This window comes from Pseudomonas sp. GNP013, assembly GCF_054343995.1.
Genome location: NZ_JBTGUT010000001.1, coordinates 1,364,024 through 1,381,267, shown reverse-complemented (window position 1 = coordinate 1,381,267; position 17,244 = coordinate 1,364,024). Strand labels below are relative to the sequence as shown.

12 protein-coding genes are annotated in these 17,244 nt (G+C 62.5%); 3 read left to right on the top strand and 9 right to left on the bottom strand.

Features of this window, described 5'->3' with window-relative positions; genetic code table 11:
* Window positions 1–58 precede the first annotated feature (58 nt).
* The 6 genes from ACXX81_RS06265 to ACXX81_RS06240 form a co-directional block, all read right to left on the bottom strand.
* On the bottom strand, window positions 59–2,521 hold the full coding sequence (locus tag ACXX81_RS06265) for an EAL domain-containing protein (RefSeq protein ID WP_209983290.1): 2,463 nt from the start codon (window positions 2,519–2,521) through the stop codon (window positions 59–61).
* Window positions 2,522–2,592: 71 nt separating this feature from the next.
* Entirely contained in the window at window positions 2,593–4,386 is a 1,794-nt protein-coding gene (locus ACXX81_RS06260; RefSeq protein WP_458572567.1) for an ABC transporter ATP-binding protein, read from the bottom strand.
* A 1-nt stretch (window position 4,387) separates the two neighbouring features.
* On the bottom strand, window positions 4,388–5,023 hold the full coding sequence (locus ACXX81_RS06255; protein ID WP_209983292.1) for a DsbA family protein: 636 nt from the start codon (window positions 5,021–5,023) through the stop codon (window positions 4,388–4,390).
* 3 nt (window positions 5,024–5,026) lie between these two features.
* Window positions 5,027–5,968, bottom strand: a complete 942-nt coding sequence (trhO, locus tag ACXX81_RS06250) for an oxygen-dependent tRNA uridine(34) hydroxylase TrhO (protein ID WP_209983293.1) — start codon at window positions 5,966–5,968, stop codon at window positions 5,027–5,029.
* Between the two features lie 188 nt (window positions 5,969–6,156).
* Window positions 6,157–6,450 carry a BolA family protein gene (locus ACXX81_RS06245; protein WP_209983295.1) on the bottom strand — a complete coding sequence of 98 codons (294 nt, stop codon included), beginning with the start codon at window positions 6,448–6,450 and terminating at the stop codon, window positions 6,157–6,159.
* A gap of 6 nt (window positions 6,451–6,456) precedes the next feature.
* Entirely contained in the window at window positions 6,457–6,975 is a 519-nt protein-coding gene (locus tag ACXX81_RS06240; RefSeq protein WP_003236690.1) for a DUF2059 domain-containing protein, read from the bottom strand.
* Between the two features lie 192 nt (window positions 6,976–7,167).
* On the opposite strand from ACXX81_RS06240, the gene ACXX81_RS06235 reads away from it, so the two are divergent.
* A complete protein-coding gene (locus ACXX81_RS06235; protein WP_209983297.1) occupies window positions 7,168–8,556 on the top strand; it encodes a class II fumarate hydratase in 1,389 nt (462 codons plus the stop codon).
* Window positions 8,557–8,908: 352 nt separating this feature from the next.
* On the opposite strand, the gene ACXX81_RS06230 is transcribed toward ACXX81_RS06235, so the two are convergent.
* The 3 genes from ACXX81_RS06230 to pap form a co-directional block, all read right to left on the bottom strand.
* The gene (locus tag ACXX81_RS06230; RefSeq protein WP_458571362.1) at window positions 8,909–9,865 is read right to left on the bottom strand and encodes a DMT family transporter; all 957 of its coding nucleotides are present in this window, start codon (window positions 9,863–9,865) and stop codon (window positions 8,909–8,911) included.
* Window positions 9,866–10,389: 524 nt separating this feature from the next.
* The gene (locus ACXX81_RS06225) at window positions 10,390–11,574 is read right to left on the bottom strand and encodes a thiolase family protein (RefSeq protein WP_209983301.1); all 1,185 of its coding nucleotides are present in this window, start codon (window positions 11,572–11,574) and stop codon (window positions 10,390–10,392) included.
* Between the two features lie 131 nt (window positions 11,575–11,705).
* Window positions 11,706–13,220: a polyphosphate:AMP phosphotransferase gene (gene pap, locus ACXX81_RS06220; RefSeq protein ID WP_458571361.1), complete on the bottom strand. Its 1,515-nt coding sequence runs from the start codon at window positions 13,218–13,220 to the stop codon at window positions 11,706–11,708.
* A gap of 141 nt (window positions 13,221–13,361) precedes the next feature.
* On the opposite strand from pap, the gene mnmC reads away from it, so the two are divergent.
* Window positions 13,362–15,344 (top strand): bifunctional tRNA (5-methylaminomethyl-2-thiouridine)(34)-methyltransferase MnmC2/FAD-dependent 5-carboxymethylaminomethyl-2-thiouridine(34) oxidoreductase MnmC1, encoded by a 1,983-nt coding sequence (gene mnmC, locus ACXX81_RS06215; RefSeq protein WP_458571360.1) that lies wholly within the window; start codon window positions 13,362–13,364, stop codon window positions 15,342–15,344.
* 127 nt (window positions 15,345–15,471) lie between these two features.
* A complete protein-coding gene (locus tag ACXX81_RS06210; RefSeq protein ID WP_458571359.1) occupies window positions 15,472–17,244 on the top strand; it encodes an N-acetylglutaminylglutamine amidotransferase in 1,773 nt (590 codons plus the stop codon).

Here is a 17,244-nt window from a genome sequence, read left to right as displayed (position 1 = left end):
ATGTGTCGATCACTGTAGGGCTCCTTTTTAAGTGTGATTGTACAGACCAGCAAATGTTTCAGCGGAATGTGCCGGGCGCCTTGAATAACAATGGCTGCGGCCGCGCGGGTCGGCACTGCAGGCTATCGAAGGTAAACAATTGCGGGCGTTCAATCAGGTAGCCCTGAGCGTAATCCACACCAATCTCCAGTAACGCCTGTTCGATTTGGGGTGTCTCTACAAACTCGGCAATTGTGCGCTTACCCATGACATGGCCGATATGGTTGATCACTTCAACCATGGCACGGTTAATCGGGTCGTCCAGCATATCCTTTACGAAACTTCCATCGATCTTCAGGAAGTCTACAGGTAAATGTTTCAGATAAGCGAATGAGGACATTCCGGCGCAAAAGTCGTCGAGGGAGAAGTGGCAACCTAAGGCTTTGAGTTCATTAATAAAGCGAATTGCACTGCCCAAATTGGCGATAGCACTTGTCTCGGTTATTTCAAAACAAATCATTTCCGGTGGAATACTGTAAGTGTTGAATTTCTCACGTAAAAAGCCGAGAAAATCATCATCGCCAATGGTGATGCCTGACAGATTGATCGCACACATCGCCATGGGCCGGCCCGGGCGCTCATGCAGGCAGCGGGCGATAATCTTGAACACGTTTTCCACCACCCAGCGATCCAGAGACGTCATCAGCCCATAACGCTCGGCCGCCGGAATAAAACTGTCCGGCAGAATGATGCGGCCGGTTTCATCGTGCAGGCGCAACAGGATTTCAATGTGGCCACTGCCACCCTCCGTTTGCCCCAGCGGCGAAATTTCCTGGGCGTACAGGCAAAAACGGTCTTCTTCCAGTGCCATGTGCAAACGCTGTACCCAGGCCATTTCACCAAAGCGCATGGACAGCTCGGAATCGTCGGCATGGTAGACCTGCACGCGGTTGCGGCCTTTTTCCTTGGCCATGTAGCAAGCCATGTCGGCCGTGCGCAGCGAGGTTTCCAGGGTGGTCGGCGTGCTGGTGATATGCACCAGGCCGATGCTCACGGTGGTCATGAACGGCCGGCCCTTCCAAACGAAATGCAGGCTTTGCACCGTATGGCGCAGGCTTTCGGCGATCTTTTCCGCCACCGGCACCGGGCAGTTCTCCAGCAGGATGCCGAACTCGTCGCCGCCCAGCCGTGCCAGGGTGTCATCTTCGCGCAGGTCCGATTGCAACAACGCGCAGATATGCCGCAGCAGTTCGTCACCTGCCGCGTGCCCGCAGGTGTCATTGACCAGCTTGAACTGATCCAGGTCGAGGAACATCAGCGCATGCCGGGCATTGGGCTGGCGCCCCGCCTGCTGCAACACCTGCTCCAGGCGGTGCTCGAATTCGCGCCGATTGGCCAGACCGGTCAAGGCATCGTGAGTCGCCTGCCAGGACAGGTTGGCGATGTATTGACGCTCCTGAGTCATGTCATGCAGCACCAGCACCGCGCCACTGATCTTGCCTGCGCTGCGGATCGGCGCCCCCACCAGCGTCACCGAAACAGTGCTGCCGTCCAGGCGCTGGATCAGCGTTGAATGGTCACTGCCGCCACTGAGCTGACCTTTGATGATGTGTTCGATCAGGGTGAAGCCATCGGACTCGGCATCTTCGTCCAGCAACTTGAACAGCGCCGCCAGCGGCAAACCCTGGGCCTGGGCCGAGGTCCAGTGGGTCAGCGCTTCGGCAGCCGGGTTCAGGTAAGTGATCGCGCCGTCGACATCAGTGGTGATGACGCCGTCACCGATTGACTCCAGGGTGATCTGCGCGCGCTCCCTCTCGAGTTGCAGCGCATCGGCAAACGCGTGGCGCTGGGTCAGCAGTTTGTGCGTGCGCAGCAGCGCCAGTGCGATCAAAACCAGGGCGGTGGCCAGGTTGGTGATCACCAGCAGCCGCAGAATCATCCGCGACCCCTCGCCCAAGGCATCGCTGAAGGCCATGGCTGCCGGCGTCACGCCATCGTTGATCGCAAAAATATGCGCCTTCCAGCGCCGCACATCCCGCTCGCTGACCTGGCCGCTGTTGATCGCGCCGTGCATCGAGCGGGCCAGGTCATCCAGTTGCACCAGGTAGCCGTCGCCCACCGTCCACAGCTCGATGGCTTTTTCCAGGTAGCTGAAATGGCGAAAGTTGAGGTACAGCCAGATCAGGCTGGACACATCGTCCGGGTGATTCCCCCCCTTGAGGATGCCCTGGCGCGCGGCCTCGGTGTCCGGCACGGGCTGGTCGAGCGCGATGCGCAGTTCATGCCCGCCCTGGGGCACGGCGATGGCTTGCTGGTACTTGAGATAGGTGGCCGCGTCGCGGTTATCGGCGTAGAGCGTGAGGTAATAGATGGCGTCCTTCTGGCCCTTGGACCACAAGCTTTCACCCGCCACATAGCCACGCACCGCCGACAGCACGTACAGACTGAGACAGCCCAACAGTGCCTGAAACAGTACGACGGCAATGAAGGGCCAGACAATGCCCAGCAGCCGTGGCGTTCCTAGAGTCCGCTTTTGCTTCATGAAGTCCCTTGCACATGCACAGCTGGGTAAGCGCACGAAAATCTGCTTCCGATAGCTCAGCCTAGGCCAAATCAACGCACTTGTTGCAGGTGCCCGTAAAGTTTGGCGTAAAGCCCGCCATCGGCGATCAACTGCTGGTGGTCGCCATCTTCGGCAATGTGACCGCCATCGAAGACCAAAACTCGATCGGCCTGCTTCACCGCCGACAGACGGTGGGCGATGATCAGTGTAGTACGGCCGCTGAGAAACCGCGCCAATGCCTGATGCAGGTTGTACTCGGTGGCCGCATCCAGCGCCGAGGTGGCCTCGTCGAGTATCACCACCTTGGGTTCGGCCAGCACCATGCGCGCAATCGCCAGCCGCTGGCGCTGCCCGCCGGAAAAGCGCACACCGGAGCGCCCCACCACACTGTCCAGGCCCAGAGGCAGAGCCTTGACGGTCACATCCAGTTGAGCGATTTCCAGGGCCTGCCAGCAGGCCTCATCGCTGCGTTCACGGCCCATGGTCAGGTTGGCGCGCACCGTGTCGTTGAACAGCGCCGGATGCTGCAGCACCACCGCCACGTTTTCGCGGATGGTCTCAAGGCCGATGGCCTGCTGGGTTGCACCGCCGAACCGGATGCTGCCGGCTTGCGCCGTGTACAACCCGAGCAGCAGTTGCACCAGGGTACTTTTGCCGCCGCCGCTGGCCCCCACAATCGCGACCTTCTCACCAGGCGCGATGGTCAGGTTCAACTGGTTCAGCACCCGCTCTTCGCCATAGCCGAAATCCAGGCCGCGCACGTCGATACCGACGGTCTCGCGCCCGCTGAACGGGTCTTCGCCACCGGCATACTGCGGCTCGTCGGCACGCGCCAGCAGCTCGTTGATCCGTGTCAGCGCACCGCCCGCCGCGTAGTAGGCGTATTGCAGGTTCAGCAACTGTTCCACCGGGCCGATCATGAACCACAGGTAGCTGAACACGGCGAGCATCTGGCCGATGGACAGATCGGAAAACAGCACCGTGAGCATCGCCGCCGCGCGGAAAATGTCGATACCGAACTGGAACAACAGGCCACTGGCGCGGCTGGAGGCATCGGTTTTCCATTGTGAATGGATGGCGTAGTCACGCACTTCCCGGGCACGCTCGCCCAGGCGTCCGAGAAAGAAGCCCTGGCGATTGCCGGCGCGCACTTCCTGGATGGCGTCCAGGGTTTCGGTGAGCGCCTGGGTGAAGCGCGAGGTGCTGTCGTTTTCCAGCTTCTTGAGGTGCTTGACGCGCTTGCCCAACTGCACCGTGAAGTAGATCACCAGCGGGTTGAACAGCAGAATCAACAGCGCCAGCTGCCAATGCATCCACACCAGAATCGCCGAGGTGCCCACCAGCGTCAGCATCGCCACCAGAAAGCGGCTGAGGGTTTCGCCGACGAATTTGTCCAGCGTATCCAGGTCGGTGACCAGGTGCGTGGTCACGGTGCCGCTGCCCAGGCTTTCGTATTCGCCGAGGGAGATGCGCTTGAGCCGTTCGATCAGGCGCACGCGGATGCGGTACACGATGTCCTTGGCCAACCGCGCAAACAGGCGCGCCTGCACCACGTTGAACACCAGCGCGCCACAGCGCAGGGTCAGGGTGACCAGCAGCATCAGGCCGATATAGCCAGCGGCTTTTTGCCAACCCAGGGGCAGCGCGTGGTTCATCACCTTGAGCGCGGCATCGCCGCTGCCCAGCAGCACTTCGTCGACCAGCAGCGGCAGCAGCAGGGGAATCGGCACGCTGCACAGGGTCGCCAGCACGGCCACGCCATTGGCGATCCACAGGGATTTTTTGTGACGCAAGGCCAGGCGGCGAATTTCCGCCCAGGTCAGGCGGTCGATGCGGGCGGGCAGCTCAGGCACTGGCCGCTCGCTCAAGCCATCGGCTCAACAACGGCGAAAGCTCGGACAATGGCTGGTAGCCGTTGGTCAGCAAGGCCAGTTGGCCATCGCGCTCGGCCAGCAGCGTCGGGAAACCGGCGATGCCCAGGTCCTGCACCCAGCTGAAATCCGCCGCCGTCGCCGCATGCTGCTCGGCACGGTCGAAGGCACCGGCAAATTCGATGCGCGGGATGCCCGCCTGTTCGGCCAATTCAACCAGTACGCTGGCCAGAGTCACATCGCGGCCCTCGACATAAAACGCGCGCTGGATCAGCCCCAGCAGGATCCACGCGCAATCCGGCGCCAGGCTGCGCGCGGTGACGATGGCGCGGCAGGCAGGTTCGGTGTCGTAGACAAAGCCGTCGGGCAAGGCCCCTTCGCGCTTGAACGGCTGGCCGGTGGCGTCGGTGACAGCCTGCCAGTGTTCAAGGATGTAGCGTCGGGTGGTCGGCTCCAGCGCCGCGCCGCTGCCGGTACGCAGGCCGCCCACCACCAGGTGCACGTCCACGCCGGCCGCCTGGGCCTGCTCAACCAGTGCCTGCGCCACCGGGGCAAAGCCCCAGCACCAGGAACACATCGGGTCCATCACATAGAGCAGGCGCGCGGACATGGGTCAGGCCTCGGAAGGGGTTTGCTTGTAGTTGAAGCCAATTGGGTGCGGCAGGTTGCGGGCCTTGGCCAGCTCGATCTGCTTCTGCCGGTCGATGGCGCTGCGACGGGTTTTCTCCGGCAGCTTATCCCAGCAATGCGGGCAACTGATGCCGGCCACATAGTGCTCGGACGCACGGTCCTCGACGCTGACCGGTGTGCGGCAGGCGTGACACTGATCGTAGTCGCCCTCGCTGAGGTCATGGCGCACGGTCACCCGGTTGTCGAACACAAAGCAGTCGCCTTGCCATTTGGTTTCTGCCTGCGGCACTTCCTCGAGGTACTTGAGGATGCCGCCCTTGAGGTGATAGACCTCATCGAAGCCCTCGCTGAGCATGAAGCTGGAGGCCTTCTCGCAGCGAATGCCGCCGGTGCAGAACATCGCGACCTTCTTGTGTACGGCCGGGTCGAAGTGGGCCTTGATGTAGTCGGGAAACTCGCGAAAGCTGGTGGTCTTCGGGTCGATCGCGCCTTCGAAGGTGCCGATGGACACTTCGTAGTCGTTGCGGGTGTCGATCAACAGCACCTCGGGGTCGCTGATCAGCGCATTCCAGTCCTGCGGTTCAACGTAGGTGCCGACCTTTTTGTTCGGGTCGACGCCTTCCACGCCCAGGGTCACGATCTCTTTCTTGAGCTTGACCTTGGTGCGGTAGAACGGCTGGTCGTCGCAGTAGGACTCTTTGTGGTCAATGTCGACCATGCGCGGGTCTTTCTTCAACCAGGCCATCAGGCCGTCAATGCCTTCGCGGCTGCCGGACACGGTGCCGTTGATGCCTTCTTCGGCAATCAGCAGGGTGCCCTTGATGCCGTTGTCGACCATTGCCTGCAGCAGTGGCTCGCGCAGGGCGACGTAATCTTCGAGGGTGACGAACTTGTACAGTGCCGCCACGACGATGGGGTGGGTCATGGGTGTTCTCTCCAGGTGGCTACCCTCGTAAGGGGTGAACCGGATAACGGCAGTTGCGAGTTTTTAGCCGCAAGCTGCAAGTAAAAGCAAAAAAAACGCGCCGACTGGGCGGCGCGTTGGGGATTGTAGCAAGAAGGCAGCTGCGAGGGCTCTAATCTTGTCGCTGGCAGCTGACACTTGTGGCTGCCTCAATGCCCTCCGGCGCAGGTCGGCGAGGCCGGGGCTGCGTCGATTTTCGCCCATTCATCAGGCGTGTAGGTATGCAGCGCCAACGCATGAAACTCGCTCATCAGGTCCCCCAGGGTGGCGTAGACCGTCTGGTGGCGCTTGACGCGGTTGAGCCCCTCGAACTGCTGGCTGACCAGCACGGCCTTGAAGTGGGTCTGCAACCCACGGCTGTGCATATGGCTTTCATCCAGCACGCTCAGGTGTTGCGGGCTCAGGGCGGCGAGCGCGGTTTCGATACGCTGTTGCATGGTCATTCCTGCTTACTTCTTCTTGGCCGGTGCGGCGGCTTTTGGCGTCAGCTCGTTGGTCATGTCTTCCAACAGCTTGTTCACTACCGGCACGGCGCTTTCCAGTTTGGCCTGGGTCATCTGAGCCGATTGCTGGGTCAGTTGCGGCATTTTTTCCAGGACCTTCTTGCCCAGCGGCGACTGGTAGAACGCAACCAGGTCCTTGAGCTCGGACTCGCTGAAATTGGTGGTGTAGAGCTTGACCATATCCGGTTTCAGCTTCGGCCAGCCGATGGCCTGATCGAGCGCGGCGTTGGCCTTGGCCTGGTAGCTGTCCAGTACGGACTGCTTGGCGGCAGGCGCCTTGGTCTGTTCGAAACGCTGGGCGAACATTTGTTGCACTTGCATGTACACCGGGGTTCCCAGCTTGTCGGCATGGGCCAGGGTAAGAAAGGCTTCGGCACTGGCGTTGTGGCTGGCGGTATCGGCAAAAACCTGGCCGCTGGCGCAAACCAGAGCAACCGCGGTACAGATGGCACGAAGACGAGTCATCGAGTTTCCTTTTCTACAGGCGAGGTAAGACCCCAAGGGCGACCATTCTGCGCCTAAAAAACCTCGCGGCTCAACCCCAGGCCTTGTCGGACAAGGATCAGCGCCGCTTTAATCCGATGAAAAGTCTTTTATGGAACCCCCCTGCCCCATCACGGCCTAAACTGCGCTGACTGACTTCAAGGAGAGTGCCCGATGAGCCGTATCGAAACCGACAGCCTGGGAGACGTTCACGTCCCGGATGACGCTTACTGGGGCGCCCAGACCCAACGTTCGCTGGTGAATTTCGCCATTGGCGAGCAACGCATGCCGCTGGCAGTGCTGCACGCCCTGGCCCTGATCAAGAAAGCCGCCGCGCGCGTCAACGACCGCAACGGCGACCTGCCCGCCGACATCGCCCGCCTGATCGAACAGGCCGCCGACGAAGTGCTCGCCGGTACTCATGACGACCAGTTCCCGCTGGTGGTATGGCAGACCGGCAGTGGCACCCAGAGCAACATGAACGCCAACGAAGTGATCGCCGGACGCGCCAACGAACTGGCGGGCAACAACCGCGGCGGCAAGAGCCCGGTGCATCCCAACGACCATGTGAACCGCTCACAAAGCTCCAACGACTGCTTCCCCACCGCCATGAGCATCGCCACCGTAAAAGCGGTGCACGAACAATTGCTGCCGGCGATCACCGTATTGTCCGGCGGCCTGGCGGAGCTGGCGGCGCGGCACATGAAGCTGGTCAAGACCGGCCGCACCCACATGATGGACGCCACGCCGATCACCTTCGGCCAGGAACTCTCGGCCTTCATCGCCCAGCTCGACTATGCCGAACGCGCCATCCGCAGCGCCCTGCCCGCCGTGTGCGAGCTGGCCCAGGGCGGCACTGCCGTCGGCACCGGACTCAACTCGCCCCACGGTTTTGGCGAAGCGATCGCCGCCGAGCTGGCTGCCCTTTCCGGCTTGCCGTTCGTGACCGCGCCGAACAAATTCGCAGCCCTCTCCGGCCACGAACCGCTGGTGACCCTGCACGGCGCGCTGAAAACCCTGGCTGTGGCCCTGATGAAGATCGCCAACGACCTGCGCCTGCTCGGCTCCGGCCCCCGCGCCGGCCTGGCCGAAGTCAAACTGCCGGCCAACGAACCCGGCAGCTCGATCATGCCCGGCAAGGTCAACCCCACCCAATGCGAAGCCCTGTCGATGCTGGCCTGCCAGGTGCTGGGCAACGACGTCACCATCGGCATCGCCGCCAGCCAGGGCCACCTGCAGCTCAACGTGTACAAGCCGGTGATCATCCACAACCTGCTCGAATCCATCCGCCTGCTGGCCGACGGCTGCAACAACTTCCAGGAACACTGCATCGCAGGTCTTGAACCGGACGCCGAACAAATGGCCGAACACCTGGAACGCGGCCTGATGCTCGTCACCGCGTTGAACCCACACATCGGCTACGACAAGTCCGCACAGATCGCCAAAAAAGCCTATGCCGAAGGCCTGACCCTACGCCAGGCCGCACTGGACCTGGGCTACCTCACCGACGAAGAATTCGACAAATGGGTACGCCCTGAAAACATGCTGGAAGCCGGCCATTAAAAAGCCTTTGATCTTGATCTTGATCTGCTTTTGATCTTGACCTTGATCCCAGGCGCCCCGTCAACCACGCTGGCCGCACGCAGGCTTGAATCCGTGGGTAACCCGGCAGGACGCCGGGTTAGCCGCACTGGGCCAGGGATGGCCCATTGCGGCGGCCCACGGATTCAAGCCTGCGTGCGGGCACACCGAGCATTAGCGAGGTGCCGAGTGGTGGGGCAAGAGCCCTTTTGGTTACTTTTGGGGCTCTTTTCCAAAAGTGACCCGCTGTAAGAGCGGAACCAATACCCGCCATAACCGCAGCAACGGATATGTACACAACCAAACCACCATCGGGAGCAAGCCCCCTCCCACATTAGGAAGCCAGTCTTAACCGACGAGCCCTGAGCCCGGCAATCAAAGAAGGCGCCAAAGCGACCATCGCCGACCCCATCACCACCACCAACGCCCCAAAATACCCCAACGCATTAATCTCCTCAGCCTGCACAAACCCAGGCCACCACCACGCCGCCAACGCCACCGCTATAAACGTCACCAACGGCGTCAACGCCAACGTCGCACTCACCCGGGAAGCTTCCCAGTGCGCCAGCGCCTCCGCAAACGCCCCATACGCCACCAACGTGTTCATGCAGCACGCCAGCAACAACACCCCCTGCAACGGACTCAACGCCAACGCCTCCAGCGGCTGCGCCCACGGCGTCAACAACGCCGCGCAAAACAGATAAATCACCATCATCACCTGCAGCGAATTCCACACCGTCAGCAACTGCTTCTGCCCCAGCGCATAAAACACCCAGATCGTGGTCGCCAACAGCACCGTCAACACCCCGGCGGTATAAGTGCCCATGGACGTAAGCAGCTCCGCCAGGCGCTGATTGAAGAACAACCCGAAACCCACAATCAACACGACCAACCCCACGCCTTGCCCAAGGCTGAAGCGCTCCTTGAACACAAACACACTGGCGACCATCAGAAAGATCGGCCCCATCTGCACCACCAGTTGCGCGGTGCCGGGGCTGAGCATTTTCAGGCCCACCAGGTACAGCACGTAGTTGCCCACCAGTCCGCACACCGCCATTGCTACCAACCCGCCACCTCTGGCGCCCAGCACCTTCAAGCTGGGCAAACGCCGGGTCGCCGCCAGGTAGATGAACAGGCAACCGCCGGCCACCATCAGGCGAAACCAGGTGACGGTGATCGGGTCCATCACCTGCAAGACCTGTTTGAGCTTGATCGGGAGAATGCCCCAGAGCAATGCGGTCAGCAGGGTCAGGAGAAAACCGTAGACCCAGCGACCGGAAGAGATGTGCATGAGTTGCCCCAAATGCCTGAGGTAGAAGAGCCTGCATTCTAGGGCCAAGCAAACAGATCGGGCTATGCCCTAATGCCGTTCAGGCAAGCGCAGATCCCCTGTGGCGAGCAGGCTTGTCCTGCGTTGGGCTGCGCAGCAGCCCCAAAGCCAGGCGCTGAGCCGTATCAGGTACACCGCGTTTTGCTCGATGGGGGGCGCTTCGCACCCCAACGCGGGGCAAGCCCGCTCGCCACAATAAGCCCACACATTTTCCTTAACTGAACGGCATTAGGGCTTGCCCCAATGCCGTTCAGCTAAGCGCAGATCCCCTGTGGCGAGCAGGCTTGTCCTGCGTTGGGCTGCGCAGCAGCCCCAAAGCCAGGCGCTGAGCCGTATCAGGTACACCGCGTTTTGCTCGATGGGGGGCGCTTCGCACCCCAACGCGGGGCAAGCCCGCTCGCCACAATAAGCCCACACATTTTCCTTAACTGAACGGCATTAGGGCTTGCCACAGAGGCGCCAGTTTGCTGCGCGACAGCGCTGGTTCAGCGCACGGCTTCAAAGAGTCCGCTCGCGCCCATGCCGCCGCCCACGCACATGGTGACGATGCCATAGCGCAAACGACGTCGCTGCAGTTCGCGCACCAGATGCCCCACTTGCCTCGAACCGGTCATGCCGAACGGGTGGCCGATAGCGATAGCGCCGCCATTGACGTTGTACCTGGCATTGTCGATTTCCAGCCGGTCACGCGCATACAGGCACTGGGACGCGAACGCTTCGTTGAGCTCCCACAAGTCGATATCCGCCACCTGCAAGCCCTTCGCCTTGAGCAGTTTGGGCACCGAGAACACCGGCCCGATGCCCATCTCGTCGGGTTCGCAGCCGGCCACGGTAAAGCCACGGAAAAACGCCTTGGGCTTGAGCCCCAGTGCCAGCGCTTTCTCCAGGCTCATCACCAGCGTCATCGATGCGCCATCGGACAACTGCGAGGCATTGCCCGCCGTCACCGAGCCGTCTTCGGCAAACACCGGCTTCAAACCGCTGAGGCTGGCCAGGGTGGTGTCGGGTCGGTTGCAGTCGTCGCGGTCGACCACACCGTCGAGGATCTGCACGCCGCCCGTGTCCTTATCCTCGACCCGGTACTTGACCGCCATCGGCACGATTTCATCATCGAACAGGCCATCCGCCTGCGCCTGCGCGGTGCGCTGCTGGCTTTGCAGCGCATACGCGTCCTGCGCTTCACGGCTGACGTGGTAGCGGCGCGCGACGATTTCGGCGGTCTGGCCCATGGGAAAATAGATGCCCGGCACCTGTTCCTTGAGCAACGGATTGATCAGGTTGTCAGTGTTGATGCTCTTGAGAGTCAGGCTGATGGACTCGACGCCGCCGGCGACAATGATCTCGCTGCAGCCCGAGGCAATCTGGTTGGCCGCCATGGCAATCGCCTGCAGGCCGGATGAGCAAAAGCGGTTGAGCGTCATCCCCGCCGTACCGGTGCCCAACCGCGACAGCACCGCCACGTTGCGCCCGATGTTTTGGCCCTGGGCGCCTTCGTTGGAGGCCGCGCCGACGATGCAGTCTTCCACCGTCGCCGGGTCAATGCCGTTGCGGGTGAGCAGCGCGTTGACGCAATGGGCCGCCATGTCATCCGGGCGAGTCTGGTTGAACTTGCCGCGAAAGGACTTGGCCAGGCCGGTTCGCACGCTGTCGACGATCACTACTTCACGCATGGGCTACCTCGATCTTGTGGTTGTTGGCAGATCAATCGAGGATAGATCCAGACCTGCCCAACCGCGATGATCATTCACCCGGCCTATACAAAAGCATGGTGATCAGGCTGCCTGTGGCAAGCGGCCGAAGGTTATTTCTTTTTCTTCTTCCCGCGCTTGCCAGCGTGCTCGAACGCCTCTTCCAGCGCCCGGTTGATCGTGCGCAACACCTTGACCCGCGCCCAGCGCTTGTCGTTGGCCTCCACCAGCGTCCAGCACGCAACCTCGGTGCTGGTACGGTCGACCATATCGTCGACGGCGGTGCGGTAGGCGTCCCACTTGTCGCGGTTGCGCCAGTCGTCCTCGGTGATCTTGAAGCGCTTGAACGGAATCTCCTCGCGCGCCTGGAAGCGTTCGAGCTGGGTCTGCTTGTCGATGGCCAGCCAGAACTTGACCACGATCACCCCGGCGTCGCGCAGTTGCTCTTCGAAGTCGTTGATCTCGCCATAGGCGCGCATCCAGTCGGCCGGGGTGCAGAAACCCTCGATCCGCTCCACCAGCACACGGCCGTACCACGAGCGGTCGAACACGGTGAACATGCCGCGCGCCGGAATTTTCTGCCAGAAGCGCCACAGGTAAGGCTGGGCGCGCTCGTCTTCGCTGGGCGCGGCAATCGGCACGATGTGGTACTGGCGCGGGTCCAGCGCGGCGGCGACCCGGCGGATGGCGCCGCCCTTGCCTGCTGCGTCGTTGCCTTCGAACACAGTGACCAGCGCGTGGCTGCGCATGCGCTTGTCACGCATCAGGCCAGAGAAGCGCGCCTGCTCGGTAATCAGTTGTTCTTCGTAATCGTCCTTGTCCAGGCTCACTGTCATGTCGAGGCTGTCGAGCAGGCTTTTTTGATCGACCGAGGCCAGCAACGGTGCGGGGTTCATGCCACTGGTTTTGGCCTTGGGCAACGTCAATGCACTGTGCAGGCCCTCGAGGAGAATTTTGCCCACGGTGAGGCTGCGGTAGTGCGCGTCGGCGCCCTCGATCACGTGCCACGGCGCATAGTCGCGGCTGGTGCGACGCAGGATGCGTTCGCCAAAATGGACAAACTTGTCGTAAGTCTTCGATTGCTGCCAGTCCAGCGGGCTGATGCGCCAGCTGTGCAGCGGGTCGTCGGCCAACGATTTGAGCCGCGCCTTCATCTGTTTTTTGGACAGGTGGAACCAGAACTTGAAGATCAGCGCGCCTTCGTCACACAGCATTTTCTCCAGCCGCTCGGCACCGGCAATGGCCTGGTCGAGCCGGGCATCCTTGATCTGCCCGTGCACCCGGCCCTGCAGCATCTGGCTGTACCAGTTGCCGAAGAAAATGCCCATGCGCCCCTTGGCCGGGAGCTGGCGCCAGTAGCGCCAGGCCGGCGGGCGCGCCAGTTCTTCGTCGGTCTGCTGGTCGAAGGTGCGCACCTCGATCAGGCGCGGGTCCATCCATTCGTTGAGCAGCTTGACGGTTTCGCCCTTGCCGGCGCCTTCGATGCCGTTGATGAGGATGATCACCGGGAAGCGTTTCTGCTGGTGCAGCTCGTACTGCACGTCCAGCAACGCTTCACGCAGCGCGGGAACCTCTGCCTCGTAGGTGTCTTTGTCGATGGCGTGACCGATTTCGGCGGATTCGAACATGGGCAGCTCCGTTTCAAGATGGCTCAAGACTAGCGGATTGGGCAACGACACGCGGGAGGAAATTCCACCGGCGCCTGTCACGGGGCAAATCATTGCCGGTCGATCGGCTAGAATGGCCGCCTTGCCTTTGCCGAGCCGCCCATGAACCCCGTAACCCACGCCCAGCTCGACTGGGACGACCAAGGTCGCCCGCACTCGCAGGTCTTCGACGACGTGTACTTCTCCGACCAGTCGGGCCTTGCAGAAACCCGCTATGTGTTTCTTGAGCAGAACCGCCTGCAGGAACGCTTTGCTGCCTTGCCTGCGGGCGGGCGGCTGGTGATCGGCGAGACCGGTTTTGGCACCGGGCTGAATTTTCTATGCGCCTGGCAGTTGTTCGAACAGCACGCCATGGCGGGCGCGCGCCTGCATTTTGTCAGCGTCGAAAAATACCCGCTGAGCCACGCCGACCTGCAACGCGCCCTCGCCCTCTGGCCGGAACTTGCGCCGTTCGCCGAACAACTGCTGGCCCACTACATTGCCATCCACCAGGGCTTCCAGCGGCTGGTGCTGGACAATGGCCGCGTGACCCTGACCCTGTTGATCGGCGACGCCCTGGAGCAGTTGCCGCAACTGGACGCACAGATCGATGCGTGGTTTCTCGACGGTTTTGCCCCGGCGAAAAACCCGGACATGTGGACCGCCGAGCTGTTTGCCGAACTGGCACGCCTGGCCGCGCCGGGGTCGACCATCAGCACCTTCACCAGCACCGGCTGGGTACGCCGGCTGATCAATGCCGCCGGGTTCAAGATGAAACGCACGCCGGGCATCGGACATAAATGGGAAATCCTGCGCGGTGAGTTTCTTGGCTGGCCCGCCGACACCCCGGCAGCGCCGGGCATCAAGCCGTGGTTCGCCCGCCCTCCCGCCGTTAGCGGTGAGCGCAAGGCCCTGGTGATCGGCGCCGGCCTGGCCGGGTGCGCCACCGCTGCCAGCCTCGCGGCCCGAGGTTGGCAGGTGAGCCTGCTGGAGCGCCATGAAGCCCTGGCCCAGGAAGCCTCGGGCAACCCGCAAGGCGTGCTGTACCTCAAGCTCTCCGCGCACGGTACGGCGCTGTCGCAGATGATTCTGGCCGGGTTCGGCTACACCCGTCGCGTGCTTGAGCACCTGCAGCGCGGCGTGGCATGGGACGGCTGCGGCGTGCTGCAATTGGCCTTCGATGCCAAGGAAAGCGAGCGCCAGGCACAACTGGCCGAGGCCTTCGCGCCAGGCTTGCTGCACCGGCTCGACCGCGAACAGGCGCAGGCTCGCGCCGGGGTCGCACTGGCGCACGGCGGGCTGTTTTTCCCGGAGGGCGGCTGGGTCCACCCGCCCGCCTTGTGCGCATGGCAAGCGCAGCGCGGCGGTATCACCGTGCTGACGCATCACGAGGTGCTGGACCTGCGCAACATCAACGGACGCTGGCAAGCCTGGGAAGGCGAGCGGCTGCTGGGCGATGCCCCGGTGGTGGTCCTGGCTGGCGCCGCCGAGGTGCAACGTTTCGCCAACCTGCCGCTCAAGCGCATCCGCGGGCAGATCACCTCGCTGGCGCAAACCGCCGAAAGCCAGGCCCTCGCCACGGTGGTCTGCGCCGAAGGCTATGTGGCACCGCCACGCCTGGGTGAGCACACCCTTGGCGCCAGCTTTGACTTCAAGAGCGATGACCTCACGCCCACCGCCGCCGAACACGCCGGCAACCTGGAACTGCTCAAGGGTATTTCCGTGGACCTGGCCCAACGCCTGCACGTCGACAGCCTCGACCCGGCCACGGTGCAAGGCCGTGCGGCCTTTCGCTGCACCAGCCCGGACTACCTGCCGATCGTCGGGCCACTGGCCGACGCGGCCGCCTTTGACCAGGCATATGCCGGCTTGCGCAAGGATGCGCGCCAGGTGCCCGCCATCGCCTGCCCGTGGCTTGACGGCCTGTATGTCAACAGCGGCCATGGCTCGCGCGGCCTGATTACCGCGCCGTTGTCGGCCGAGCTGCTTGCCGCCTGGCTGGACAACGAGCCCTTGCCGCTGCCACGCAGCGTCGCCGAAGCCTGCCACCCCAATCGCTTTGCCGTGCGCAGCCTGATCCGCAGCCATGCGCCCGTTCCACGCTGACGGCGTTTTGCCTTATAACTTATTGTTCTAAAACTCCACGTATAGCACCGGGTCAGTTTCTGGGTACGCGCCCTCTTGGGCGTATTGAGTATTGACCCTCCCCAACGGAAAAACCGGTAAGGAATTTATGTGCGGATTAGCTGGAGAATTACGTTTCGATGCCCAACCTGCCGACCTGGCAGCGATTGAGCGCATCACCCATCACCTGGCCCCGCGTGGCCCCGATGCCTGGGGCTTTCATGCCCAGGGGCCGGTTGCCCTGGGCCATCGGCGCCTGAAGATCATGGACCTGTCGGACGGCTCGGCGCAGCCGATGATCGACGCCCAGTTGGGGCTGTCCCTGGCGTTCAACGGTGCGATCTATAACTTTCCGGAATTGCGTGAAGAGCTGGAAGCCTTGGGCTATGCCTTCTATTCCGGCGGCGACACCGAAGTGCTGCTCAAGGGCTACCACGCCTGGGGCGAAGCGCTGCTGCCCAAGCTCAACGGCATGTTCGCCTTCGCCATCTGGGAGCGTGATGCCCAGCGCCTGTTCATCGCCCGTGACCGCCTTGGCGTCAAGCCGTTGTACCTGTCGCGCACCGGTCAGCGCCTGCGTTTTGCGTCGGCATTGCCGGCACTGCTCAAGGGCGGCGACATCAACCCGATCCTCGATCCGGTGGCGCTGAACCATTACCTGAATTTCCACGCCGTGGTGCCTGCGCCGCGCACGTTGCTGGCGGGCATTGAGAAACTGCCCCCGGCGAGCTGGATGCGCATCGACGCCAACGGCACCACCGAACAGAAAACCTGGTGGACGCTGCCCTACGGTCCCCATGACGATGAAAAAAACCTGACGTTGCAGGACTGGACCGACCGTGTCCTCGACAGCACCCGCGAAGCCGTGGCCATTCGTCAACGGGCGGCAGTGGACGTGGGCGTGCTGCTCTCCGGCGGCGTCGATTCGAGCATGCTCGTCGGCCTGCTGCGTGAAGTCGGCGTGCAGGACCTGTCGACCTTCTCCATCGGCTTTGAAGATGCCGGCGGCGAGCGCGGCGACGAATTCCAGTATTCGGACCTGATCGCCAAGCATTACGGCACGCGCCATCACCAATTGCGCATTGCCGAAAGCGAGATCATCGAACAGCTGCCGGCGGCGTTCCGCGCCATGAGCGAGCCGATGGTCAGCCACGACTGCATTGCCTTCTACCTGCTATCGCGGGAAGTGGCCAAGCATTGCAAGGTGGTGCAGAGCGGCCAGGGCGCCGACGAACTGTTTGCCGGCTACCACTGGTACCCGCAGGTGGACGGCGCCAGCGATCCCTACGCGGCCTATCGCGAGGCGTTCTTCGACCGCAGCTACGACGATTACGCCGCCACCGTCGCGCCGAAATGGCTGACCGCCAACGACGCCGCCGGGGATTTTGTGCGTGAACACTTTGCAATGCCCGGTGCCGATGCCGCCGTGGACAAGGCCCTGCGCCTGGACAGCACGGTGATGCTGGTGGACGACCCGGTCAAACGCGTCGACAACATGACCATGGCTTGGGGCCTGGAAGCGCGCACGCCGTTTCTGGACTATCGCCTGGTGGAACTGTCGGCGCGGGTGCCGGGTAAATTCAAGCTGCCCGATGGCGGCAAGCAGGTGTTGAAAGAGGCGGCGCGCCGGGTGATCCCGAGCGAAGTCATCGACCGCAAAAAAGGCTATTTCCCGGTGCCGGGCCTCAAGCATTTGCAGGGCGACACCCTGAACTGGGTGCGCGAGCTGTTGCTGGACCCGAGCCAGGATCGCGGCCTGTTCAACCCGGCCATGCTCGACCGCCTGCTGACCGACCCGCAGGGCCAACTGACCCCGCTGCGCGGCTCCAAGCTTTGGCAACTGGCGGCGCTGAACCTGTGGCTCAGCGAACAAGGAATCTGA

Excerpts from the sequence above, each read along its gene's own strand:
- ACXX81_RS06265 (WP_209983290.1), bottom strand. The coding sequence starts at position 2,521 with ATGAAGCAAAAGCGGACTCTAGGAACGCCACGGCTGCTGGGCATTGTC.
- ACXX81_RS06255 (WP_209983292.1), bottom strand. The coding sequence starts at position 5,023 with ATGTCCGCGCGCCTGCTCTATGTGATGGACCCGATGTGTTCCTGGTGC.
- trhO (WP_209983293.1), bottom strand. The coding sequence starts at position 5,968 with ATGACCCACCCCATCGTCGTGGCGGCACTGTACAAGTTCGTCACCCTC.
- ACXX81_RS06245 (WP_209983295.1), bottom strand. The coding sequence starts at position 6,450 with ATGACCATGCAACAGCGTATCGAAACCGCGCTCGCCGCCCTGAGCCCG.
- ACXX81_RS06240 (WP_003236690.1), bottom strand. The coding sequence starts at position 6,975 with ATGACTCGTCTTCGTGCCATCTGTACCGCGGTTGCTCTGGTTTGCGCC.
- ACXX81_RS06235 (WP_209983297.1), top strand. The coding sequence starts at position 7,168 with ATGAGCCGTATCGAAACCGACAGCCTGGGAGACGTTCACGTCCCGGAT.
- ACXX81_RS06230 (WP_458571362.1), bottom strand. The coding sequence starts at position 9,865 with ATGCACATCTCTTCCGGTCGCTGGGTCTACGGTTTTCTCCTGACCCTG.
- ACXX81_RS06225 (WP_209983301.1), bottom strand. The coding sequence starts at position 11,574 with ATGCGTGAAGTAGTGATCGTCGACAGCGTGCGAACCGGCCTGGCCAAG.
- pap (WP_458571361.1), bottom strand. The coding sequence starts at position 13,220 with ATGTTCGAATCCGCCGAAATCGGTCACGCCATCGACAAAGACACCTAC.
- mnmC (WP_458571360.1), top strand. The coding sequence starts at position 13,362 with ATGAACCCCGTAACCCACGCCCAGCTCGACTGGGACGACCAAGGTCGC.
- ACXX81_RS06210 (WP_458571359.1), top strand. The coding sequence starts at position 15,472 with ATGTGCGGATTAGCTGGAGAATTACGTTTCGATGCCCAACCTGCCGAC.